Below are 26,126 nucleotides of genomic sequence, written 5' to 3' on the forward strand. Positions count from 1 at the left end.
GGCCTCGCTGTTTTTTTATGTCTTATCTTCATGGTATGAGTTCAGTACGCTACGGTATCGATGTTTTATTGTCCACTCCGCCGGAATGGAAATCAGCCAGGATTGGCCTGGTAACTAACCATGCCGCCTGTACGTCCGATTTTTTGCCTGTACGGAAAGCTTTGCTGGATAAAGGTTTTAAGGTTACGAAGTTGTTTTCTCCGGAGCATGGGCTGGATACGATTGGTGTGGATGGTGCGGAAATGCATGACGGAATAGATGTATTAACAGGGCTGCCGGTAACGAGTTTGTACGGTGGCAAGCTGGCCCCGAACGCGCAGGATCTGGCAGATATCGATATCGTACTGTTTGATATTCCGGATATTGGTTGCAGGTTTTATACCTATTTGTGGACCATGACTCACGTAATGGAGGCCTGTGCGCAGCATGGTAAACGGTTGGTGATTGCGGACCGGCCCAATCCCTTGTCCGGTGCCATGGTGTTGGCAGAAGGGCCCGGGCTGGAGGAGCGTTACAATAGTAGTTTTATAGGGAGATGGAATATTCCCGTGAGGCATAGCTGCACGTTAGGGGAGCTGGCTGATTATTTTAAGTCTGCCGGCAGTAGCAGCATATTACGGGAACGGATAAACGATTTTGATTTGACCATTATTCCCTGTGAAAACTGGCAACGTTCCTGGTTTTATCCGGATTGGAGTACATCGTTTGTACCCACTTCGCCTGCTATTCCTGGTTTTGAATCGGCGCTGTTATATCCGGGGCTTGGCCTGCTGGAAGCCACCAACATCAGCGAGGGGAGAGGCACGGCCACACCGTTTAGGGTGGCAGGTGCACCCTGGATGGATCATATACGCGTGGCCGTTATGCTCAATGAGCTACGTGCTGGCGTAACGGCCCGTCCGGTAAATTTCAAACCAACGGAAGGGAAGTATGCGCATCAAAAGTGTAATGGCGTTATGTTTCATGTAACGGACATACGGGAATTCAAACCTGTTACCTACGGTTGGCACCTGATCCGGGTGGTGAAGCAGCTGCACCCGGGATGGTTTGAATGGGCGCCATATCCCACCTTTGTGAATCCAAACGGGGTACGGCACCTGGACTTACTATCAGGTTTGAAAGATGCAGAAACGCTGCTGAGTGAAACCGAAGCGTCAGGCGTCCACCGTTATACTGATGCGGGTAACTGGGAGGAACGGGTGAGTGCTTATTTATTGTATAATTTGTGATACAACTACTTACCAGAATTTCCACCAGGGATTAGAAACAAACATTGGCTTCGCCACAACTCTAATGCGTTGTTTTTGTGGAATGAAATAGCTGAATCCCTTCATTGTTGCACCAAAAAAGACTTCTTCTTCCAATCTGTCCAGTGGAGCGCCAAAGTAGCGGCTGGCTACATCGAATACCAGGTTTTCGCCTACCTGGTCTTCCATATATGTTTCGCCGTCTATTATATATAAACGATTGCCATCTTCATCAATAGATGATTTTTCTAGCAATGGAAGTTCCTCTTGAAGGGCAGTTCCAAAGTCCAAAGTGGTTCCAGTATCTGCTGATCCGGCTCTGGCCCGTACTTTTATGCCGTTTTGGATGATGGAGTATCCCCAGAAATTTACGGTACTATGTAGCACCAGCGTACAGATTTCTGCGTTGGGAAACTCCTGTATCAATATTGCTTCCATAGGGGATATCTCGCTGGTAAGATTGATTTCGGGCAGATAAAAATCCGTTATCACCAGGCAATTTTGTACATGGCCAATGTAGATTTTTCCTTGATCAGGATAGATGGCGCGGTTCATTGAATCTTCGGCCGCAGGCTGCAAGTCAGGTAGATTCAGCTGTCCCAGGAGGTGATCGAACTCAATGTTTGACGAAGGAGAGATAATGATGGTAAATACTTTCCAGCCCATTTGTGATTCCTTTTAAATTCTTCTTAAATTATTTTTCTTCTTTTTACCTTTCATTAACGCGTTTTCTTCCCGCCAGTCACGAATCAACTCCAGTAATATTTTACCATCGCTTTTTATAACTGAGTAATCAGAAGAGGCAATCGTTCTTGGTATAAGATTGTTAAAGAGATCAAAGGTGGAACTGATTAGAAACATACCAAAGATATATCTAAAGAATCCATGCATGTCAAACAAACATACCAATGTTAGTCCAACAGCGGCTACTATTAAGGAAAATACAGGCCCAGCCAAAACCTGGATGATAGTTTGCTGCAGTGTCATGTAGTCCGCTTCACACACACATAGCCCTTTGTTCCAGGTAAGTGGATTACGTTTAATATATATTTCCAATAGGCCGTGGCTGAGTCTTATGCACCGCCGTTCATCGCCATAGGAGCCAACAAAAATGGTCACTGGCATCTGAGTGTATTTCATAGCCGGCAAGGCATGGCCTAACTCATGAAAGAAAATGCAAAAAAACCTTACAATGCCGAAGGTGGCAATAAGAGTGAGGATGATAAATAGGTCTGTCAATGAATTGCTGTTTAGGTATAGGAATCCAGCAAATATAGCAGATATGATCTACACCTTTCCATCTTTACAATGCTTGATAAGTTAATTCACCAATGGGCCCATTGGATTTACTTTCTCTCTTTTTTATTTCTTAGTGAGATGCAATTGCAGCATGTCATCGCGCAACCGGTCAGCTGTTTGTATCTCAAAACGTGATGCCAGTTCCGTGTTTGTTCCTAAAACGCCGCCATCGCCTACCACCAGCGGATGAATGTTGAAATAAATATCCGTCACCAGGTCCTGGTTAATAAAAGCATTGTAGGTATGCGTGCCACCACCTACAATAACTTCCTGGAAACCCTTTGTGGCCAGGTAGTCAATGGCCTCCTGCGGCGTTTGTACTATCTTGATTCCATCCATATTTGCGGCGGAGGACGAGAGCAGCACAAGGGTAATGCCTGCAAAATATCCGTTTGGATCAGTCAGGAATTGTTGCAGCAGGTCAAACGTTTTTTTGCCCACCACCAGGTTGCCCGCCTGGCCCACCAGCTGCATAAATATGGAAGAGGCTTCCTGCGGAATCTGGTGATTGGGATTGGTGGCCAGCAGTACTTTTCCGTTGGCCGAAATGTTCGCGATCAGTGTTACTTTCATCTTTTACAGTGATATTATTTGTCTGCAAAACTATCCTATCTTTAGGGGACAGGCACTATCCGTTACCTCCAGGAAAGTAAACAATACCATCGTATGAAATTGATAAGCGGCTGTGAAGCCAGTACAACCAGAGAGCGAACATTGGCACTTAGAGATGCCATTGAACTGCTGGGTGGCAAATGGAGAATAAGTATTCTTCAGTATTTGTCGTTCGGTACCATGCGCTTTAAGGATTTGCAGGAAAATATTGATGGCATTTCTCCGAAAGTGCTGACGAAAGAGTTGCAGGACCTGGAGCAGAACAAACTGATCATTAGAACAGTGAACAATACCAGGCCGGTAACGGTTTCGTACTCGCTTACAGCGCATGCATATGAAACACAGGCGGTGTATAATGCGCTGTTGGAATTTGGTGCAAAGCACCGCCAATTGATTAAAGGGAAGTAAGTTACTTGTCCAAAAAGCTTGCTACCATTGGCATTACATAGCTTGCCTGTTTGGAACCTATCTTCACGGTTGTAATTTCTTCCAGGTATTCCCCATGAATGCCCGGGATAATGGCCAGTTCCGCATGCGGGAGCATTCTGCTCAGCATAATGCCATGCTCCGGTTTTATCACATCCTTATCCGCTAAAATAATGAGGACCGGAGCCTGAATACCTTTCAACTGTTCATCCGGGATATCCTTGAAGTTAACCATGCGTTTTGCGTCTTTATCGTGCATGGTTTGTAGTCCATTTGCATCATTTTTTACCTGCAGGTAGGCCGTTTTTAATTCGGGTGGCATGTTGGAGAGCTGCGCTTTCTGCATAACGTCCCAGAACCAGTCAGGCATCCCATTGCGCTTGCAAAGTACGGACCCCAGTACCAGCTTATTCACCAGTTCCGGATGGCGGATCGCAATCTGGCAGGTGGTGGTAGCGCCATTACTGAATCCCAGGAAGTCGGCCTTGTCAATTCCCAATTGTTTCAAGAGCGCGGCTACATCGTCCGCATCCTGCTCAAAAGTCTCGTCCGCTGGCCTGTCGCTGGTGCGCCCATGGGCCTGTAGTTCCACTGCTATTACTTTTCTGTTTTGGGAGAGATAGGGGAGCGCCCTGCCAAAAGTGCTTTGTATGGTAGAACCGCCGCCATGCAGTAGTACCAGGGGCTTGCCCTCACCGTAAATTTCATAGTACATGCTGATGCCGTTAACAGCTGCATGGCCGCTGCGATGCGGCAGTGAGTCGGATGGTTGTGCGTACGCGTAGGAAGCTGCCATAAAAAATGTTATTAGCAAGATTTTTTTCATGAGTTACAATTTTAAGCTATTATGGTGCGCAAATTTTCCAGCATCTGCAGCCAGCTTGGATAGGCGCCCGTTTTCGTAGCCAGCGACTGTGAAACCGTTTGGCGAAGTTGTAGTTTGGTGGCACCATTATCTTCCGAGAATGTAACGGTCACCGTAGTTTCACCAGGCCAATCCGTGTCCATGCCGATATCAGCCGGGTTTATTGGTTGCCCGTTCTCGTCGGCATTGATAAGGGTGAACACTATTTTACGGTTAGGAATTATTTCCAGGTACTCGCCAATACACCAGCAGTCACCATGTACGGGATTGGAAATACAGGAATGAAATTTTCCGCCTGTTTTTATGTCCAGCTTTTTGTAGCGAATGGTGCAACCTTCCGGGGCATACCAGCGCATCAGTTTATCCGGATCAGTCCAGGCGCTGAACACCCGGTCAATGCTGGCGTTGAAGGTTTCTTCAATAAATACTTCCTTGTTTTGAACAGCGTTTGCCATATGTTACTTTTTTGATTTTTTATGGATAGTGGGCTGTTTGGCTTCCTCTTCCAGGAAACCTTTGAGGGCTTTGAGTCGGCTCGTCCATAGCTGATGGTACTGTTGCACCCATTCATGCACTTCGTTGAGCTTGTCCAGTCGTGCCTCGCACAAGCGTTCCCTTCCTTGCTGCTTTATACTCAGCAGGCCGCACTCCGTCAGGATTTTCAGGTGCAGGGAAATCGCCTGCCTACTCACCTCAAATTGCGCTGCAATCGCGTTTACGTTTACCGGTTGCTCCGCAATCATTCCTATTATCGCCCGCCTGGTAGGGTCAGCTATTGCCTGAAATACATCTCTTCTTGCTTCCATGATATGCAATCATTTACTTGCAAATATATATGCAAGTATTTGCTTGCGCAAATTTATTTTTGGAGACCTGCCTATACCATTCATTGTCGTAATTTTATTGCATCATGCAAGCGCCCGACATACACCATAAAGAATTTGCACCTCCTGCATCATTACAGGATGCTATCAGCTGTATCTGGTATACGGTGAGGGACTTCGGCGCACTGCAAACAGGGTTTGAGGTGCTACCCGATGGTTATGCGGAAATCATTTTTCACTTCGGCGACACCTGTGATATGTTTTACAACGGCCGGTTACATCCTATACCATCCCCGTTCATAATGGGGCTACTAAACCAACCCGTACACATTTATGCAAAAAACAAACTGGTGGTAATAGGCATCCGCTGCTACCCCTGGACGATCTTTGATCTGCTGGGCCTGCCCACCGGGCAATATGGCGTACAGCTGTTTGATCATCCTGTAGCAGCGCTTCAAGGCACTTTAGCTAAACTGGTACATGCAGAAAAACTGGACGAAGCTGTGGCCCTGCTGATGCAATATTTTTCAGATACCACTGCTGCCAACACCACTGACGCCACCCTTATTAAAGCAGGTGCCGCTATGAGAGCTGCCAACGGCACCCTGCCGGTAGCACAGGTAGCAGCCGCTGCACACGCCACCGTACGTACCCTGGAACGGAAATTCAAACAGTCCTCTGGTTTCACCGTAAAAGATGTATCCGGTCTGATACGCTTTGAACAGGTGCGTAACCACCTGTGGCTCTATCCGGATGTCAACATCGCAGGACTGGCCCTGGAACTGGGATACACGGATCAATCCCACCTGAGCCGGGAATTTAAACGTTATAGTCACACTACACCCGCCGCCTTCGCCAAACGCCCGCCTGACGATCAACGGTTGTAGGTCCATCAGGCATGAAAGCTCCTATTAAATCGAAAAACCATTTTGTCGCATTTTTACAAGCCTTCCTGCCTACCATATCGGAATTTTGTGTTTCAATTTTCAATAGAAACCATGACATCTGCCCAAAACATTCCCGATATAATTATTGCCGGTGCAGGCCCTGTAGGACTTTTCCTCGCCTGCGAACTGGCGTTAGCCCAATGCTCCGTGCTCATCCTGGAGAAAGAAGGACAACCCGATTCCCTGCTGAAGAAACTGCCCTTTGGTATGCGCGGATTATCCTCACCCACCATCACCGCTCTATACCACCGTGGTATGTTGCAGGAGCTGGAACTGCATAAGCGCATGAAACAGCCGCATAGCATCCCCGTACAGCAGGCAAAGCGGCCCGCAGGTCACTTTGCGGGCATCACCCTCAATTATGAGGACATTGATACCACGCAATGGCCGTATCAGCTGCCAGGCGCCCCTGAATTTGGTATGATGAGTGAAATGCATGAACTGGAAACCGTGCTGACCAAACGCGCTATTGCGCTAGGAGTAGACATCCGCAGGGGGCTCCCTATTACCACATTTACGCAACATGCAACCGGGGTAACCGTTCAGGCAGGCGATCAATCCTTCGAAACCAGCTGGCTGGTAGGTTGCGATGGGAGTCGCAGCGTGGTCCGCAAACAAGGTGGGTTTGAGTTTGCAGGCACCGAACCCGAATTTACCGGCTACTCCTGTAAAGTAGAACTGCAGGATCCCGAAAAGTTGAAGCCCGGCCGCAACGTGATGCCTACGGGAATGTACTTCCAGTCACAGCCGGGATACCTGCTGTTGCAGGACTTCGACGGCGGCGCTTTCCATAGCTCAGATAACCCCATTACCCTGGAATACCTGCAAACACTGCTGCGCCGCATCTCCGCCACCACGGTGACAATCACCTCTTTGCAGGTAGCCACCACCTGGACGGACAGGGCCCGCCAGGCCACCGCCTACCGCAATGGCCGCGTACTGCTGGCAGGCGATGCGGCACATATTCACTCCCCGCTTGGCGGCCAGGGACTCAACCTCGGCATGGGTGATGCCATGAACCTGGGCTGGAAACTCGCCGCTACCATACACGGTACCGCACCGGAAGGACTCCTCGATACCTACTTCACTGAACGGCATCCTATCGGTGCCAAAGTGCTGGACTGGTCACGCGCACAGGTAGCCATTATGCGGGCCACGCCGGAAGCCAGGGCCTTAAACGCCATCTTCCGGGACCTGATCAATACCCGCGACGGCGCCACCTATTTCGCCGGCAGAATATGGGGTATCCATAACCGTTATGACCTCGGTGCCTCACATCCACTGGTAGGCAGCAGCGTGCCGGACTTCGAATTTGAAGATGGTACCAGACTGGGAACAGAGATGTACGACGGGCGGGGCCTCCTGCTCAACTTCACAAACGCTTCCCTGCAAACCAACAACAACCAATTGAAGTACATCGCCAAACCAGTCAAAGATCGTTTAGGCTTAGACGTTATCCTGGTGCGCCCGGATGGAATTGTAGCCTGGGCAGGAACCGGTGAAGGGCTGGAACAGGCTATCAGCCGATGGTTTGCGTAGTTGTCGAAAGCCCGCTCAAAGCGGGTTTTTCCATCTCCCCCGAAAAATAATTTTCCCAATTTCGTAAACTCCTTTCCGGATCCGAGCTGCACCACGCGTTAATACCCAGTAGCTTTGCGCTGCGTTATAGCAAAATCTAAAAGCTACATGAAACTATTCTACTACTGTAAATCAGGATACCTGCTGCTCCTATTATTTTGCCTGGGTATCAGCCAGGCCTACGCCCAGCAACATGCCAGCATTGAAGGGAAAATTACAACCTCCGACGGACAGCCCGTGCCGGACATAGCAGTGGTACTGCTGGAGTCCCACAAGGAAATTATCACCAACAAAGAAGGTATTTATAAATTCAACCAGGTACCCAATGGCACCTACACCGTACGTGCTACCATGCTGGGACTACCGGCCATGAAACAACGTGTAACCGTGACCGGTACTGGTAGTTTTACCGCTAACTTCACCCTGAAAGAAAGTGCCGTAGGCCTTCAGGAATTTGAAATCACCACCCGCTCCATCGGGAAGGAACTGAACAAGGAAAGCAGAATCGTTTCCAAACTGCCGCTCAAATACATGGAAAACCCACAGGTATACACTACGCTGTCGGATAAACTGATGACAGAACAAGTGATCACTGACCTGAGCGACGGACTGAAAAACGCACCAGGCATCATCAAAATGCAAGGTAGCGTAGGCCGTAGCAGCGATGGCGCCGTGTACTATAACATGAGAGGTTTTCCTACCCGCGTATCCATGGTAGATGGCCTTCCTGGCCAAACCAACGGTGAAATAGATATGGCGAATGTACAGTCGGTAGAAGTGATCAAAGGCCCGTCCGGTACATTATTCGGTGGCGCTGTTACTTCCTTCGGTGGCCTGATTAACGTGGTAACTAAAAAACCACTGGACACCCTCGGTGGCGAAATTTCGTATACCGGTGGCAGTTATGACCTCAGCAGAATCACTGCCGATATATATGGGCCGGTAAATAAAGAGAAAACATTGACCGCCCGCCTCAATACCGCTTATCATACCCGCAACTCCCCGCAGGATGCAGGCTTCAGAAAGTCGTTCTTCCTGGCGCCGGTGATCAGCTTCAAACCTAATGAGCGACTGGATATTACCCTGGGAGCAGAGTTCTATTCCTATGAAGGCACCAATACACCAATAATATTCCTTAGCAGAACCCGCAAGTTTTTTGCTAAAAACCCTTCGGAGTTAAATTTTGACTGGAAGAGATCCAATACCAGCGAGGATATTACCCTGAAGGCCCCTTCTACAAACATTCATGGCCGTATCGACTATAAGTTAAGTTCCAACTGGACTTCCAGCACCAGCTTTTCCCGTAACATCCGCAAAACTGATGGTATCTATCAATACCAGTTCATCCGCGGCAACACCAGCGACGACCTGCTGGAACGTAACATCCAGTTGCAAAAAGCTGATGCTGCCACCACCAGCATCCAACAAAACTTTAACGGCGATTTTCAGATCGGCGGCCTGAGAAACAGACTGGTGTTTGGTCTGGACTACCTGAACCAAACCAACGACGTGAATAACTCCGCCATTGTAAAGTTTGATACCATCAGCGGTTCCAACCCTGACTATCGTAAATACAGTCAGCTGAACAGAGAAAGCGCCATCCGTAAAATCATGGCCGCGGAAGCCACGCCGGTGAAAACATTTATGTCCAACAACGTGTATGGTGCCTATGCATCAGATGCAGTAAATATTACCCGGCAGCTGATCGTGTTGCTTAGTCTCCGCCTCGACTACTTCGCCAGCGGTGGTACTTTCAACTATGTGAATGGTAAAAAAGATGGTGTGTATTACCAAACCTCACTGTCACAAAAGATGGGCCTGGTATACGAGCTGGTACCTGAAAAAGTTTCCCTCTTCGGTAACTATATGAATGGTTTTGTAAACGTACCACCAGTAGTGCAGCCGGTGGCTGAAGTAAATGGTAACTTCAAACCTACCTATGCCAATCAGATGGAAGGCGGCGTGAAGCTGAATCTCCTGGAAAACAGGTTCACCGTAACGGCCAGCTACTATGATATCAAAGTAAAGAATATTCTCCGCTCCGATATTTACAAGGCTAACGGTACCGACTACCCTGTAACCGTGCAGGATGGCAGCCAGCGCAGCAAAGGAGCCGAAATAGAAGTGATGGCAGTGCCATTCAAAGGCCTCAACGTAATTGCCGGATATGCGTATAACGACAGTAAACTTAATACTGGCGGTAAAGATGTGGATGGTACCCGTCCTGGTTCCGCAGGTCCGCCAAATATTGCCAACCTCTGGGCGAGCTATACCTTGTTTAAGGGCAGCCTGAAGGGAGTGGGCTTTGGTGCTGGTATGAACTACGCCAGTGAGCACGTGACCGCAGATGCGGTAACCACCGGCCGCTTTGTATTTGAGCCCTATACGCTCATTAACGCCACGGCGTTTTATGATGCCAATAAGTTCAGACTCGCCGTGAAGCTGGATAACATCACCGATGTACAGTACTTCGCCGGTCAGGGCGTAATCAGTCCGCAGATGCCATTCAACGCATCAGCGAGCCTGCTCGTTAGATTCTAAACCTGGTGGATACATAAAAGATAAGAACGATGCCGGTATTTCCGGTGTCGTTCTTTTTTTGTAGCCCGCCATCCCTGGCGGACCTTTGAAGCAGAGCCTGGTATTACATCTCCCCATAAAAATCCTAACTTAGGTAAAATATGAAACCATGACCCTGTTACAAGCATTACAGACCGAGTTTGAAAACGAGGTAAAGAGCACCCGCAGGCTATTGCAGGCAGTGCCTGAGAAAGACCTTTCCTACAAGCCTTCCCCGATTTCCTGGACCATGGGCGAACTGGCCCAGCACATTGCCACCATCTACTACTGGTATGTGGGCACCCTCACCCAGGACGTATACGATATGGCGGCGGATAAATTGGAGAGAGGCAGCCCCAATGATATAGCCGCTACATTACAACTCTTTGAAAGCAATGTAGAGAAGGCCAGGGCCGCATTGCAACAGGCCACAGAAGAAAGTCTGGCCGGCGACTGGACCATGAAAGTGGGTGACCGCACCATAATGGGGCCTATGACCCGCTCTGTGGTGGCCAGGGGCTTCCTGTTTAACCATATTTATCACCATCGGGGGGAAATGATTGTGTACCTGCGTGCTACGGGTAATAAGGTGCCTGGCATGTATGGCCCTACTTACGAAGATGGCCTTGGGAAATAAATTATAGCAGCGATGCCAGGTAAGAGTTACCTGGCATCGCTGTTTTTATTTACACTATATCCGCTATATTCAGATACAAGCTTGTCAACTGTATCAGCGGCTTCGGTTCATCCGTTAAATTCGAGAAAATTGTCAGGTTGAAATTCAATGCCGCATTGGCGGTGCCAGGATGGTAATCTTTGATCCACTGGTTAATCACTGATACCCAGTTGTTGATCATACCTGGCGGCGCCTTCTGTGGTTGCTGGCCCAGGTCAAATGTTTTGCCCGGCTGCATCATCACCGGCAGCTGAATGGTGTTACCCGCCTGGTTTACCTGGTAATGATAAGTGCCTGTTACGCTGAAGCTCAGCTTCGGTTGTGTATTTTTCACCAGCAATGCATCAAACAGGTTATTCAGTTGCGTCGCTAAATCCGCTTTTACCGGCTTACCCGTGATGGTGGCAATATTAATTTCCTCCGTACGTGCGAAGTTAGGGTAGTAGTAATTCGGGAATTCCACGGTGCCGGTCGTATATACGAAAGCGTTATTGGTAGGTTTGCCCGGTACCAGTTCCGCATTTCTGTCCAGGTATACACTTACCGCCGCATCCTGACGGGCGAGGATATTCAGCTTTTCCAATACTACCGTACGTTTGGCAATGGTTTGCCCGGTAGATGCCTTCAGTGGCCCATCCGCATTGCTGAAATAGTAACTGTATGGCACTGCGGTATAATCATTCGTTGTATACCCCTCCAGTTGAATTTTAGGTACGCCAATCGCCGCGATCACTTCCTGACTAATACCTATTGTTACAATCAAAACCCCATCGTTACCAACGCCTTCCTTCACTTCAAAATTATACGGAGGTTCTACACTGCTGATATTACGCGGGTCAAGTTGTAATACTTGTAAACCCTGACTACCAGCCTGTGTGATGATGTTACCGGTCATGTCGGTATAAGTCTTCAATGTGTTGGTAGCAGCTGCAATATCCGCCGGCGTACTGCTCATAGTGATCAGTTGCAGTTTATCCAGCGCCTCGTTTACCGCCGGTATTACCGTTACAAACTGTGCGATGGCATTAAAGGCATCCTTTAAACCAGCCAGATTATTAATGGCTCCTGTGATCAGGTTAAACCGCACGGTAAAGTGGAGGATATCCTGCGGATAGTGAAACGCCTGGCTATAGGAAAACAGGTAGTTCCAGTCGAGCAGGTCCGCCAGTACGGGATCAGCGCCATCGGTAGTCAACTCCCCGTACTGCCTGGTCATGCCCGGCACCGGAGGAAATACGTTGAGAGGCAACGGTACCTGCACCGGTGCTTTGGACAACTGCTGCGTAGCCAGGATACTGCTGTTTTTACTGAAGAACTGCAACCAGGAAGATGCTTTGTAATCCTTGATGCCCGGCAATTCTCCAATCTGATGCTCAATGGAACTGGCCGTGTAAGCCAGTTGCAAGTCCAGCAGCGACAATACTTCGCCACCTGTACCTTTGATGATCTGCGGTGAAGAAAGGAGGAATCGTACTCCTGCCTGCTTGTTGGTAGCGAGACTGATTTTCGGCGCCGTAAACTGCAGGTTCGGGATAGGCTCCTTCATTTGCTGTTCCACATTGCCATACAGGTAGGCGGGCCCGGTGAGGTTATTGTTGAATACATCGGCGGTGAACTCCAGTCCCGATTGTACGCTATAGGCATTGGATAATTTCACCAGCAGCGCCTGCCTGAAATCTTCCCGGATATCTTTGGTGTCGAGGCCCAGCTCGGCCGCAAATACGGGAACCATCAGGTCTTTGAGGATATTGGCGAAATCTTTCTTCTGCTCAATCAGCTTATCAAAGTAAATAGTGGCGTTCGGATCATTCGCTTTATTCTTCAGGTCTATGATCTGAATACTGGTCACGAAGGCAGGGCTCAGCAGCTCATCAAAGTTTTCAAATACCTGCTTGCACCAGCCGTTGATATCTACATCAATAAAATCTTTATTGACAGGAGGAGTGGAGCCATCAAACGGTGCAATTGGTACGTTGGTTCTGCTGATCAGCTGATTGGCCACCGGCCTTGGCGCAAATAATCTGGCGCCCGCATCCTGATTGATGGCATAACCCAGTGATGGTACAGGAGGAGCCGGCAGGGTACTCAGCCTGGTTACCCAGAGCACAGCGCCTGCGGTAACGGCGGAGTCGAACCGGTCCACACCTGCGGCAATCCGCAGTTCCATGGTTCCGCCGAAGGCTGCTTCAAAGTCGCTCACAAATTTCGTATAGTTATTGCCGTTACCCGTCGCTAAATCAGAGACAGGGGCAATGGCCGTCCGTGCCATCAGAATAGCCTCGTTGGAGTTTTCTGCCAGTGCCGTCCGACTTCTGCCTATAGAAAAATCAAGGGCAAGCTGGAAGATATCTTTTGTTTCAATACCGGCAGGGTCAATATTGAAGCTGATGATATGCTGCAATGCCGGCACGTCGCCGGTAGCATTACCGACTGCTCTGTTTTCGAGATATTGGTAAATAGATCCGATCCAGGTGCGTACCAATTCATCGGTTTGATCGGAATTCAGTACCTGCGGTTTGCCAGGAATCAGGCTGGTATTAACGCTCAGGCTAATACCATTTATATCAGTGAGCTGATACCATATTTGTTCGTACAATGCTTTATCGCCTGCAGCCTTGCTCATAATCGTAGAACTGGCTGGTATGGCGGCATTGGTGGAGAAACTGGCGGCACCTTCGTAGCTCTTCTTTTTATCAGCGCGCTGTATATCTTTTACCTGTAGGGAGATGTCAATGTTTTCCGGGAGGTTTTTCACGGAAAGCTGCACGGACTGTTTATCAGTGTTGAAGGTAATGCTGTCGATCTCTACTGCGGGGCTGAACTGGTAATTGGCTTTGTTGGTGGCTGATGCTTCATCCAGCAGATTGGTGAAGGCAGCAGTGAGTGTAGTATTGTTGACTACTGTTACTTTCAGTAAACCATCGTAGGAGGCCGCATCAAAGTTCAGCAGCACATTGAGCTCAGGCTGAGTACCGGTTTTAATCACCTGCCAGTTAGCGCTGACAGCCGGCCATCTGCTGAGGCCTATGAGCGTGTCATTGTATTTAATGAGTATTGGCGCGTTGTTCGGAAACTGATTGTCCTGGAGATTATCCAGTGTGGTCAGCAACGAATTACCATATATATCCTGCCAGCTGTAATCGATTTGCAGCAGGTCACCGAGACCCTGATAAGGATTGTTTTTATTATCAGGAGTTCCCAGTTGGGGTTGCTTTATTAGTTTCCGCAGCGTAATATATCCCAGGGAATCCGTGTACTGCCATGTATCCGATGCCGTTGGTACCGCAAACTTCTTGTTGCTGCTGGTATCCCCTTCAGGAATCACCGGACATACCGGCATGCTGATATGGCTTTCGCGGAAGAAAGCATTATCTGCCACATGATAGCCCAGCAGGGAGAAATTATTTTGCAGGAAGGTCAGCGCATAGTCTTTATCCGTAGGCTTGGCCGGTACTGCCGGCGGCACTTTGCGCACTGCCTTGATGGCCATCTCATTTTGTTTCACGGTGCTTTGGCTGGTCAGCGGTCCGCATTTAAACGTAATGCGCTTAGTCGGATCAAATAGGTCGCCTACATTTTTGTTGGCTACTGCCAGTCCCGATAAGGATATGCCGTAATACCCTGCAATAGTGGCCAGCGTGTTACCGCCTTTACCAGTGCCTACCACCATATTGTGGTCCGGAACATACAGTGCTGTGTATACTTCCAGCTTACTGTCCCAGTTGTCGATCTGTGGGTTTGCCTGCCGGAGAGACGCTGGTGTTACTTCAAACCACGCTGCTATGTCATTCAACAAACCACCGGGGGCCTGGTCTTTTACCATGTACACGCCGCCGGTGAGGGAGAGGGTAGTGCCTGGCCTTAATGGAACGTCTTTGTTTTCATCGGCTATCTGGTCGATGTCGGCAAGGAAGTTCCTCGCAATGTCTGCCAGGTTGTTCATGGAGCCTGCCGTTATTGCCAAATGCTGCATCAGTGTTTTGGCAAACAGGGTATGCGACTGGAAATCTACCGCCGGTGCAGTCACCAGTGTATTCATGTAGCTGAACACCTGGTTGAGGTTGGCGTTGCTGAACACCACCACTAACGATACGGTAGCGTTTTCCTGGTTATCGAAAATACGATCCGGCAGGCCGGCATCGCTTTTATTGTTATGGTAATAGAGGTAATAACCACCCTGACTGGTGATGCTGGCTTCCCAAAGTAAACGGATAAACGTAGTAGGGGACACGAGGTGCTGTGATCCTGTCAGCAGCTCCTTACCGCTCACGCCTACATGCGGCGCCGTAACGGTGGTAAGGTTTACCTGTGCAAGGCCTATCGTGAGCTCGTCCGGATTATCTGTTTGGATACCACCGCCGGCAGTAGCATCACTGCTTTGGGCATAGGCGATATGCAGACTATCGATCCATCCATCATTTGCTCCAACCTGATCCACCAGTTTTTCCAGCAGGAGAGTGTTGAAGCCATCGGCGCCAGCCACTTCGTAAGTGGTGGCGGTGCTTGGACTTCCCGGTACCGGACTGATTTTGCGGATGGTAAAGTCGACGCGGGTGGCCCATCCGTAGCCGTTAAACGGCGCCTCATTCATTTGCTGACTGGCTTCATCATAAGTGCCCAGGTACATGTTCATGTACGGATTAAGCTGATGGGCATTAGGATCGGGAACCTGCAGCAAGGCATCCGGCATCTTCCAGAGACGCAGCTGCTGCGGTTCTCCGGCGACGCCTGCATACGGCATGTTGATACCGGACGGAGCTACCCAGGTAATATCGGAATTGAATGTATAATTATTAGGTTCAACAGTGAACAACGGCGGAACCCCTAATGATACCAGTCCTACATCCAGGTAGTTTTTGGTGGCAAAGGTGGTCAGCGCTACGGCTTCCTGGTATTGCACGGACTCCGGCGTGATATCGATATCCAGTTTAGGCTGGTTATCAAAGTTGATCCACTTGCTGCCATTGTTGTTAAAGGTAAGTGCGAGACTTTGGCCGGTCGCCAGCACCGGCACCTGGAATTGCTGCCCGGTGAGTGCGAATAGGCCCGCTGCCGGTGGCAACTCGTAGGCATTCTTATCTCCCGTAACCCACATACCAGCAAATTTGGGCGACAAACCCTTGGTAGGCAGGCGCAGGCCAGCCATGTAATAGCGGGAAGTGAGGCCGGACAAATGCTGTAAGCCCTGCGTATATTGGATTTCCTGTAACAGAGCGCCCACGTTGAATTGTGGCAGTTGCACAATATTCAGATCAGCGTCGTCAGTGGTAGCAAAAATGTTCTTGATTGTTAAGTTCGCAGGTATGGCGGACAGCTGAGCGAGTGTTACCCCAAATTTGGTGGTTACCTCATTGAGGTTGTCTTTATCGGCTGACTTATATACAAATGCCGGTAATTGCAGGGTGGTGGCGGGCAGCAGCAGATCAGGAAGGGTGAGGATGTTACTCTTATCCAGCAAGTCTGCTACCGTTACTGTATCCCCGAAATGCTTTGCGATATTTTCCAGCGACTGCTGCGGCAGCGTGGTGTAGGCTGGTTGCGTGTCATAGGTGACAGACAATCCAGCTTTCAGCAGATCTCCGTTCTGCTGGTTCTGCAATGCCAGGCTTTTGGCTGTAAATCCGCCGCCATACAATGTTTTCGCAGCAATGGAGGTAAAGGTGTCATTCGTTTGCACTACATAGTGACTGTCGCCGATTGTAATATCGCTGCCAGTCGTCAGCAGATGTGCCTTGTTATCGGTGAGCAATTTTTCCAGCGTATAGGCGGCACTGTTAGTTAACCTGCCCGTATCATTTACCCATTTAACAATATCGCCGGTAGTTTGATCTAACTGTATCGGATATACGTAGCTCTTCAGTGAGTTGCTGGCCATCTGCAACATTTGCTTTGCCAGCAGTGCGTAGTAATCGGCAAATATAAAGCTGCCGATGGATGGCCCGTCGTCATCACTGAGGTGGAAGGCTTTATAGGCGGTGTTCTTGCCTGCTTTTTCCACAGCCAGTTCGTTGAAGTACACCCGCAGAGCCGCCAGGTAATCGGTGCTGGTAGCGTTGTAAGCTGCGTAGGTGTAAGCCAGTGGTGTTGCTTCGCCGGTGCGCTGTAGCGAGAAGCCTACAGCCGGCAGCATTGGGAAGTAAGTAGCATTGAGCTCGTTGCCATCGTTGGTGCCTTCCAGCTTATGTACCACTATCTTAAACTGGCGTTCCATAAAGGTGTTGATGTCCTTTTCCGGAACAGGTATAGGTTGATCAGCAGCGCTGAGGTAGGCCAGCACGGCTTCTATGGCTTCCTGCGTTACAATCAGTTCATCCACTTCTTTGGCTGTGAGGGGATTAGGCTGCATGGCTGCCATTACCCATCTGAACACCTGTTTGGCCAGGAGTTCAAAGGCGCTGTCGGTGCCGGTATTAAAGGCTTTGAGCTTGCTGCTGTGCTGATCATCCTGCGGCGCTTTCACCGATTCCATCATGAGCATGGCCACGGCACATGCCTGCTGAGCCGCCAGGGTAGGCGTCTGTTCATTCTCATCACGCGCGGCGGTAACACCCAGCGCCAGGTAGGCGGTGAGGTCCACCGGTGTAGGTGCAGCCTGCAGGTTGTCCCAGTTAAGCGTGAGGTTGGCGGCCAGCATTTTATGTTGCAGCAGTCTAACGGCCATGCCTGCACGCTCACGGCGGCGCAGCTGTGCGAGCGACAACTGTTGCCCACCATCTGCCCAGGGAGCGGTGCCGCCAACTGCCGGCAGGGTGAGGTGATGCTGTATGCGCAGGGAGAAGCTGAAGCTGATACTGATAAACAGGATCTTAATGCTGGCAGAAGCGGTTACTTTGGCCGTGAGCGCCAGTTCTATCGGCTCATACGGTGCAAAGTAGAACTGTGCCGTTACGCTGATTTCTATGTTTACGCTGGCCTTGATAATCGCAAAATCCACTGTGCCGTATAGTTTGCCGATGAGGCCCACGGTACCGCGGATGGAGAAATAGTAATCTGTTTCCAGGCGGTCCTTCTGACCGGTGGTAGCAGGCAGGTAAGGATTCCATTTGGCTATGACGCCTTCAATGATAGCTGCCACGGTTAAGCTGAAGCCCGCACTGAGAATACCCAGGTTGAATTCATAGCCCACACCTATCTGGAAGCCCACGCCAAAGGCTACCACGGGATTAAACAATCCCTTTTTAGACGCGGGCACCTTGGTGGTGGTGGCGCTGGATAATTTGGCGAAATAAAGGCCTATAGAGCCCATTACCGGTATAGGTGCCGGTACAAATATGATGGTTTGCAGGGTAAAGGAACGGGAGAAATCAGTGTTCCAGGGGAAGCCGAGGTCCACCTGGAAATCGCCGTTCGTATATACCTGTATGCCGAATACGGGTAATGTAATATTGAATTGTCCCAGGCGAATATTACGCATAATATCCGGCAGGGTAATTTCTGACTGGTATACGCCTACCGACTGGCTGATCTGCCGGTACATCACTTCAAACTGTAATCCCTTGAATACTTTAGCGGCATCACCGTTAAGGGCTATACGAAGTCCGTATAGTTTAGGATCGGAGAACACCACCTGCAAGTTAAATACGTAATCACTTGCCAATGCCATCACGCCTTGTCCGCTTGCTTTTGGCGGCGGATCTTCGCTGATGCGTATCAGTCCGAAGTCCATGCCTACCAGCCAGCCGCTGTTGGGGCTGAGCTGTACCGGTGGCGCTTTGCCGGCAGGCGTGTCCGGCAGTTTTTCCATGATGGTAATGGCCTGGGAAATACTGGTGGCGTTGGACAGGCCCTGTACATCCACATGTTGCCCGAGGGCAAGCATGCGCAGGTCCAGGTATTTATTGCCCTGTGCCGGTGGCGCTGGAGTAGTTTCCGGTTTGGAAGCATCCCAGCCCAGTGGCTTGCTTTGGTCCTGTTGCCACAGGAAACTGCCTAACAGCTGCACCTGTACGCCGTTTTGCGCAGGGTCCGGCTGATTGGAATTATAGCTGAGTTTAAATCCGGTGATAGTAGCGATGTTGATACCGAATAAGCCGATGTTGATGGGGTTCAGGTCTATTTGTAGTCCTACCTGTTTATCGGTGAAGTTGAAGGTGAGCACCAGATTATTGAGGGCAATGGCATCAAGGATGTTCCATGGTGCGCCCAAACTAAATTTGCTGCCGGTAGCCCATTCTACCATGGTTTCCACCATGCTGCCGATAGTGGTGGACTGTGTGAAACGAAGGGTGGCAGTGCTTTTATCGGGGTTGGTGGTGGTGATGATTTCACCTTCCAGCGGTCCCCATTTGATCCCGAATTTTTTAACTTTCGGATCGAAGTTATAGTATACGGTGAGGTGGATATTTTGCCAGATGATGTCTGCCTGCCCGGTGCCGAAGTAGCCAACCACAGGAGGGTCCGCCTGTAACAGGGATGCCAGCGATACCACCTGTTGCTGATGGGTGATAACTGGTACATGCGCTTTGCCGGTAATGGTTTCTACGCCGCCAAAGCTTTTGGTGCCACCGTTGTAGCCGAGCTTCATGTTGAGGTCCAGCGACAAATCAATGCCTGGTATCTTAATAGACTCCGCAGTTTTAGCGGTAAACAGCCAGGAGCTGGTAGCGGTTTCTATTTCAATGCTGAGGCCGTCGATGTCTATACTAAAATCGGTATCCCATTCCAGGTATTTCTTCAGGAAGTCGAGCAGTGGTATTTTCCCGGATGTTTGCTGTGCGATGAACTTCCAGCCGTTGTCCTTTCCAAGGTAATTGGCGGTGAGCAGCATACCTATGTTGGCGCCGTCGGGGAGTATGACGATGGAGCCTATGAGGCTGCCGGTGCTGGAGGTATTGTTACCGTTGAGCGTAAGGGAGAGATATTGAATCGTTAATACCGTACGGCCCAGTATAACGATGGGCCAATCCAGTTTTAGCGTAGTATCAAGCGTATAGGCGCCATTGTTAGTATCGTAGCTAATAGACAGCGCTGTGATTGCCGGTTCGGTATTATTAGGCCAGGAAGGGGATGCCCCAGGCCAGAAGATCTGCAACAGGTTGGTGAGTGGTAATTCAGGACTGATCAGGTCACCGCTGAAACGTAGCGCAGGTACCTGCGCACCCACCGTAATGCGTGGGGGATTGTCTCCTGTACCTATCAGCAACTCGCCACCCATTGCGGCGGAAATTTTCCTTTTCTTGAGATCACCGGGAGCGATAATTGTTATCAGTACATCCGCATTTTCAATGGCCAGGTTGCTGATCAGTGGCCATTTGTCGGGCGACCCAATGCGGACGCTCACCGCATCAATGATTTTCAGGTTTGAATTATAGGAGAAGGAAATGGCCTTTACACCAATGTTAGCGAGCTTTTGTACGGCTTCCGGCACATAGTTTTGCAGGTTTATACCGCCTACAAATCCCAGGAAAGTGGAAATGGAAGCGGGGGTGTCGAAGGTACCGGAGCCGGTGGTAATGCCCTGCTCATCCGGCAGGCTCAACTTTAGCGTGAGGTCCGTGTCTTTTAAGGTAACGCTGATATAACCGCCTGGTGGCATGTTGCCGTTGGATGCCGATACATGGAAGGTAGGAGAGGTGAACACAATCCATGGGATACCAGGTATACTCCATTCATCCTTACCGGTGAAAGTGGCGTCACAGGTCAGCTCGTCGTATTGCAAGGTAAAATTAAGCGTAGCAGTACTATCGATGCCAAAGGCATTAGAATTGCCTTTGAGTATGACTGCTTCTATCTGTCCTGCCTCGTTATTGCGGGAGGTCACTTCAGGGTCTGTGATCACCAGCTGTCCGCCGGTAGGTGCTACCAATGATTTGAAAATTGTATTGATCCCTCCCGATGGGAAAATGACGCCCAGCAGGTCCACCTGGGAGCTGGCTGCAATTGCTGCTTTGATGTCATTGAAAAGTTTTTCCAATGGACCGGGTTCATTTGCAGCGGTTGATTTAACCTTCGTGGTGAACACGGTGTTGTATATATTTATGAAGGTGGAGCTACCTATAACAATTTTATCGTTAAAGGACTTTTGGAAAAATTCCTGTACAGATCCAAAGTAGTTCCTGACCTCGTCAGTGTTAATGGAGTTAATAAACGTGGAGAGAATATTATTAGGTTGTAATGCTACACTGGTAGGCCAGGTATCCAGGTCGTACTGGATCTGGTTGGCCGCATTTTGAATTCCGGCAATCAGTTCAGCTGAGTCGCGGTCCCCTACATTTCCCGGCGCATAATTGTTCGCTTTTCCAATTGCGGTATAGCCTTCTGTATGAATATAGGGCTTTCCTGTGGTGATGGCCGGTACCGCCGTATTTTGGCCCTCAAAAATGGGCAGCTGGCCACTTACGCTCAGGATGTAATTGAATACGTTGGAGGGTACCCGCCCGGCCTGAATCAGTAAAACCCTTGTGGAACTACCTTTGAGCCAGGTCAATAGTTGCTCCAGTTTTTCCTTGGCTTCCTCAAACTCCACAGCTTTTACTACAATCTCGGGTTCCTGGTTAAATGATTTCTTTCTGCTCGCCCATGTAATTTCGGCCGCTATTTTTAGTTCTTGTTCTGAAGAGGTCGGTGATTTCAGGTTCCAGAGTACCTCTTCGTTTGCCGTCCTGCCGCCATTGGCAATGTTAGTCACCTTTTTCATGCTCATGGCTACATTGTCACCTGCATTATAGGAGCTGAAGTTAAAGAGGACAGGGCTTTTTATTTTTGTGGTGGCGCCATCCCGCAAGGCCGTATGTATGCTGGCAAGCGCCAGGGCCAGGCGGTCGCTGGCCGGCTTTCTGAAGAAAGATTCTACTGTTTTGGTGTTATCATAGATGACGCCATATACAGGGACGATTCCAAAATCTCTGATTTTTTCTTCTGTTGTAAAGCCCTTCAACATGCGAAGGAGGGCTGCGTCATTTTCCGTTTTTGCTACCCCAATGATATTTGTCCAGTCTGTTTCTGTGAGTTCCTGTATGCTTAAGGCAAAACTCCGGTCGGCAAAATGCAGCGGTGATAACCAGGCGAGGTCACCCTTGTCGGTATAGGGATAGGTATCTCCCGTACGACATAAAATTGTTTTTCCTGATTCAAGATTCAGTGCATAGATGTTCAGCTCTCCGAGTTCTTCTTTTTTGTAGAAGATAATATTGCCGGGGGTCAGGCCATCCCTGGCATAGGCTTTCACTATCCATTTATAAGGTTGTAACATCAGAAAACTCTTCACCATCAAGGGAAGGAAATCAGTCTCCAGGAATGACACGTCCTTCAAACCATTGATATAGTCACAGGCACCAGCAAAGCCGAAGTTTATTTCTTGCGTCGGAGGGTTATCAATCAGGTTATAGAGGTTGACGGTAGCCTGTCTTAGTTTCCCACCCACCCGCTTATTCTGTAGCTCCGGCAGCAGTTCAAATATTTTCGGAAAATCTTCATCATTATTTACAAATATTTCAATCGTTCCACGGTAGTCGTAACCGGGAGGTGAATCATACGGGTCACCGCACAAGCGACGAATAATATTTACAGGTGCACTATAGTGCCCATAATTGGGACCACCAGGAATATAACACCGGATGGTGGGTTGCTTAATGATAAATACCCTGAACAGATCTATTCCTCCCTTTAAAAACTCACGTCTGGATGAATCTATAGTGGCGCCAAAAAATGCAAAATCGGGAAAAGACATATATCAATTATTTATCGGTTAGATAATAGGGTCGTTAGGGGTAATTTTTGCCTCATGGTTGCTTTTGCTTATACATCGCATACCATCCTAATGCGTGCTTGTCGTCCGGAGCTGCCGGATCACCAAACAAATAAAACAACGTATTTCCGCTGGGCGGCAACTTCAGCAATCCAAGAAATTTGAGGGCTATATCCGTAAACATTAACATAAAGCTCTTTTTACCGGTGTCGCCTGCCTGAGTTAACCTGATCTGGCCTATGGAAAGCGTGAGCACAGTTTGCAGACTAATCATCTTTCCGCCGCCATTACTGCCGGGGAGAGCAATGCCCAGTCCCGCCTGATACTGATCGCCGGTACTTTCCGGATTCCAGGAGAGCAGGAGGTAGGAGTTGAGCCCAATATTTCCCGCCAATGCGCCGGGTGTACCCATGTTCAGTTTTAGCCGCAGACCATACCAGCCTTTATTTCCCGGGCCGGATAAAGGCATGTCTGAAATAATATCGAGGTAGCCACTGTCTTTCGGAGACTTTTTTTCCGCAGCAGTTACCAGGTTTTCAAGACTCAGCTGCAACTGATTATATAGCCCTGTAGTACGGATTGTACTTACATTTGGTGCCGGGTTAAACCTGATCTCATCTGCATCAAAGGAAAGTTGGTTTTTTCCGGGTTCATCGTCGGAATACAACATGCGTATGCCCAAATTTGCAAAATTCAATCCTTTGCGTAATAAGTCCTGCCCCGACTCATTGCCGAAGGAGAACAAATCAAATACAGTCTGGTCCTGTGTTTTAAGTGTGTTGAAGTCGATGTAGCCATTCAGTGCAAACCAGCTTTCCTGCTGTGCTGCATTGCGTTTAGAGCGACTACTGAGCACAGCACCTGTGATCTCTACTTTGTTAATAATATTACTGTTCAGGTAAAAAGCGTCATCATTCTTGCTGCTTAAACTATACACTGGCTGCCCCTGCGTGATTTGCAGGTTTCCGGTGAGCAATACGTTCTTATAAATATTTGCCGGATCATACACCCTTGATACGTTGCATCCGAATAATTTATTCAGGGTCAGCTGCGCATAGCTTTCAAACCCTTTCACGGCCGTGTTTTCAAACAATACTTTGAGCGCGAGCAGTTTAAAGTCGTAATTGGTCAGGGAGCCTGGCGCAATTGCTTTGATTGGCATCACATCCTTAAACCCTGGATCTAAATAATAAATCAGCCCGAAAAAAGAAGAAGGTTTAGTCAGCTCCGGCACGCCGGCGTTGTTAAGCGCTACCGGACTTACTTCAATACCCAGGTGATGGGCGTTGAATTCCGATGGGTCGGACACCCCGGCGATAATACCAGAAAGGTTATCCGGCATACCGGTAATGTCTATACGTAAAAACAAAATGCCCGTCCAGGTGTCGCTGGTGGCAATAGCTTTGAATTTCTCGAAGTAGTCGCTGGTTTGATTACAGGCATTCTGAAAATAATCCTGTAGCCAGTTGGAGAGTATGACGAGCTGCGAGGGGTCCGGCGTTCCTTCTGTTTGCGGAATGGAGAAGTCGCTGGTCTGACTCCATTTCTTCGGATTGGCCACCAGGCAGTTGGCCACATTTTCCGGATCGTAGAGCTTTCCTTTGCGTCCCTTGAAAATAATGATATTGCGGTAGTCGCCATAACTTTGTTTGGTACCGGTGTTTACGGTCAGTTCCCAGCCGCCTATCGTTACTTTGTTGGCAAAGCCCTGCAGGTATTTAGCATTGCTCACCACCAGGAATACATCGCTGGACTGCATGGCGGTGATCACCTGTTCGGTGGGACTATTAAACGCAATTTCATCCGTACCATTTTTTCCAAGGAGAAACTGGTTCCATTGTACAGCGCTGCCATCTTTATTCTGTGTGGTGGTGGTCAGTATGCCGTTTGGGGTGGTGGCGTAATGTGTTTCCGCTTCCTGTGCGTGTATCAGGTGCGCATTGGAGCTGGATTGTTTTGTAATGGCCTGTCGCCTTTGGGGAGATATTACAATCGCTTCCAGCGCAGTGATATCGTCCAGGGACATATCAAATGTTTGCTTGCCGCCTGTTACCCCTGCATAGGGGAACAGCGGGAAGAATTGTTGTTTATCTGCCTTAAAGGAAAACGAGATATTGGTAGGGTCCAGTATACCCTTGCTTTCATCCTTGCCTTTGGCATACAGGGAAGCACCGCTGGGCTGCGCGCTGTAAGGCACTGCTGTAGCGGATGGAGTATATAAGGTGGCCCAGGAAGTATAGTATTCCTCTGAAAACGGGGACGCCAGTGAATCGCTGGGAGCAGCTAACGGTGACGCGAGTACGAAAGGGAAACGCTTTACACAAGCCGGCTGCGCGGATTCAAAGCGTAGTATGTTCGTGCCCGTTAGTGTGAAGAACTCAGTACCGGATAAGCCGCCACCTAAATTTGGGGTAGTCGTTTCCGTTAGTACCTGAAAATCTCCTTCAGGCGCCATGTAATAAGGCATGTCGTAGCCCGGTGGTAATTCGCACAGCACATAGCCAGCCGGTTGGTCGGTGTCTGTAAGCGGCAGCAGTGTTACGGGTGCGCCAAATACGGAGCTGTAGTTAGACAACTTCGCCAGCGCGTTACCGGACACGATTTCCACCTGGTTATACGGCGGCTCTTCTATCTTTGTTATCTGGTACGCAAATCCTGCGTAGGTAAATTTTGTTCTCTTGGGATTATAGGGATCTATCGGATCATATTTCATATGATAGCCGGTGTATACAGTAGGGGCATCCTGCTGCGATGCCGCAAACAGGGGATAGCAGCAACCCTGGAAGGTATCAGGTGTTTCAGGTTTGGAAACAAAGGAATAAAAACCCTTCTGAGGAATGGAGATTCCTTCCTGTCCGTCGTTCTGTGCGATATCAGCCAGTATGCATCCACGTGCATCCGTGGTGAGGGGGATAAATACATTCTTTTCCAGCACGGGTGCGGAAGTTTCCGCAGTAGGAGGGTAAGTAATGGTAAGCCCCTGCAGATTGCCTTCCTTCAGCGAAGCGGTAACCGGACTTACGGCCGATAACAGGAAAGCGGCGCTTAATATCTCCACAGAAAAATTAGCGGACAGCACGATGCCTTTTTCCTTATCAGGTTGCAGCAGCAGTTGCTGGCAGCTGATATTGGGGCCTACGGTAGCCCATACTACGGAAGTATGTGCCAGACTGCCCGCGGGGTAGGATTGTTGCAGTACTGTTATCAGTCGCTGTAAATCCTTATCCGGGGGCGTACTTTTCACGAACACCAATAACCCGATGTGTGCGGACCAGGCCTCCTCGTAGGTGATAGTGGCCGGATACGTGACTGCCTCCGGTAAATAGTATCCGAAGAAGTTGAGGGAGCTACCTTCTTCGGCAGATATATACAGCGCTGTTTGCTGATAGCGTTGGAATTGGTTCATA

Annotated in this window: 14 protein-coding genes; 6 read left to right on the plus strand and 8 right to left on the minus strand. The window is 49.2% G+C overall.

What is annotated here, in order from left to right:
• The first annotated feature begins 35 nt into the window (after positions 1–35).
• Positions 36–1,229 (plus strand): exo-beta-N-acetylmuramidase NamZ domain-containing protein, encoded by a 1,194-nt coding sequence (locus KW844_RS10460; protein WP_218376663.1) that lies wholly within the window; start codon positions 36–38, stop codon positions 1,227–1,229.
• Between the two features lie 9 nt (positions 1,230–1,238).
• Here the strand turns inward: KW844_RS10460 and KW844_RS10465 are convergent, their stop codons facing one another.
• From KW844_RS10465 to KW844_RS10475, 3 genes are all read right to left on the minus strand, one after another.
• Positions 1,239–1,913, minus strand: coding sequence for a hypothetical protein (locus KW844_RS10465; RefSeq protein ID WP_218376664.1), 675 nt, complete (start codon positions 1,911–1,913; stop codon positions 1,239–1,241).
• 12 nt (positions 1,914–1,925) lie between these two features.
• Entirely contained in the window at positions 1,926–2,486 is a 561-nt protein-coding gene (locus KW844_RS10470; RefSeq protein WP_218376665.1) for a DUF4344 domain-containing metallopeptidase, read from the minus strand.
• Positions 2,487–2,609: 123 nt separating this feature from the next.
• On the minus strand, positions 2,610–3,119 hold the full coding sequence (locus KW844_RS10475; protein WP_218376666.1) for a dihydrofolate reductase family protein: 510 nt from the start codon (positions 3,117–3,119) through the stop codon (positions 2,610–2,612).
• Between the two features lie 93 nt (positions 3,120–3,212).
• Between KW844_RS10475 and KW844_RS10480 the strand changes: the two genes are divergently transcribed.
• Positions 3,213–3,566, plus strand: a complete 354-nt coding sequence (locus KW844_RS10480) for a helix-turn-helix domain-containing protein (protein ID WP_218376667.1) — start codon at positions 3,213–3,215, stop codon at positions 3,564–3,566.
• A 1-nt stretch (position 3,567) separates the two neighbouring features.
• Here the strand turns inward: KW844_RS10480 and KW844_RS10485 are convergent, their stop codons facing one another.
• From KW844_RS10485 to KW844_RS10495, 3 genes are read right to left on the minus strand one after another with little or no spacing between them, the layout of a single operon-like run.
• Positions 3,568–4,380, minus strand: coding sequence for an alpha/beta fold hydrolase (locus KW844_RS10485; protein ID WP_218376668.1), 813 nt, complete (start codon positions 4,378–4,380; stop codon positions 3,568–3,570).
• Between the two features lie 41 nt (positions 4,381–4,421).
• A complete protein-coding gene (locus KW844_RS10490; RefSeq protein ID WP_218376669.1) occupies positions 4,422–4,904 on the minus strand; it encodes an SRPBCC domain-containing protein in 483 nt (160 codons plus the stop codon).
• A gap of 3 nt (positions 4,905–4,907) precedes the next feature.
• Positions 4,908–5,255 carry a helix-turn-helix transcriptional regulator gene (locus KW844_RS10495; protein WP_218376670.1) on the minus strand — a complete coding sequence of 116 codons (348 nt, stop codon included), beginning with the start codon at positions 5,253–5,255 and terminating at the stop codon, positions 4,908–4,910.
• Positions 5,256–5,359: 104 nt separating this feature from the next.
• Here KW844_RS10495 and KW844_RS10500 point away from each other — a divergent pair, with 104 nt between their 5' ends.
• The 4 genes from KW844_RS10500 (at position 5,360) to KW844_RS10515 (ending at position 10,994) form a co-directional block, all read left to right on the plus strand.
• Positions 5,360–6,160, plus strand: coding sequence for a helix-turn-helix domain-containing protein (locus tag KW844_RS10500; RefSeq protein ID WP_218376671.1), 801 nt, complete (start codon positions 5,360–5,362; stop codon positions 6,158–6,160).
• Positions 6,161–6,271: 111 nt separating this feature from the next.
• Positions 6,272–7,759, plus strand: a complete 1,488-nt coding sequence (locus KW844_RS10505) for an FAD-dependent monooxygenase (protein ID WP_218376672.1) — start codon at positions 6,272–6,274, stop codon at positions 7,757–7,759.
• 147 nt (positions 7,760–7,906) lie between these two features.
• On the plus strand, positions 7,907–10,339 hold the full coding sequence (locus KW844_RS10510) for a TonB-dependent receptor (RefSeq protein WP_218376673.1): 2,433 nt from the start codon (positions 7,907–7,909) through the stop codon (positions 10,337–10,339).
• Positions 10,340–10,487: 148 nt separating this feature from the next.
• Positions 10,488–10,994 (plus strand): DinB family protein, encoded by a 507-nt coding sequence (locus tag KW844_RS10515; protein ID WP_218376674.1) that lies wholly within the window; start codon positions 10,488–10,490, stop codon positions 10,992–10,994.
• Positions 10,995–11,043: 49 nt separating this feature from the next.
• Here KW844_RS10515 and KW844_RS10520 read toward each other — a convergent pair whose 3' ends face one another.
• Entirely contained in the window at positions 11,044–22,701 is an 11,658-nt protein-coding gene (locus KW844_RS10520) for a hypothetical protein (RefSeq protein ID WP_218376675.1), read from the minus strand.
• Between the two features lie 52 nt (positions 22,702–22,753).
• The gene (locus KW844_RS10525; protein ID WP_218376676.1) at positions 22,754–26,125 is read right to left on the minus strand and encodes a hypothetical protein; all 3,372 of its coding nucleotides are present in this window, start codon (positions 26,123–26,125) and stop codon (positions 22,754–22,756) included.
• Position 26,126: the final 1 nt, after the last annotated feature.

It is taken from the genome of Chitinophaga sp. sic0106, assembly GCF_019219075.1.
In the GTDB taxonomy this organism is placed as follows: Bacteria; Bacteroidota; Bacteroidia; order Chitinophagales; family Chitinophagaceae; genus Chitinophaga.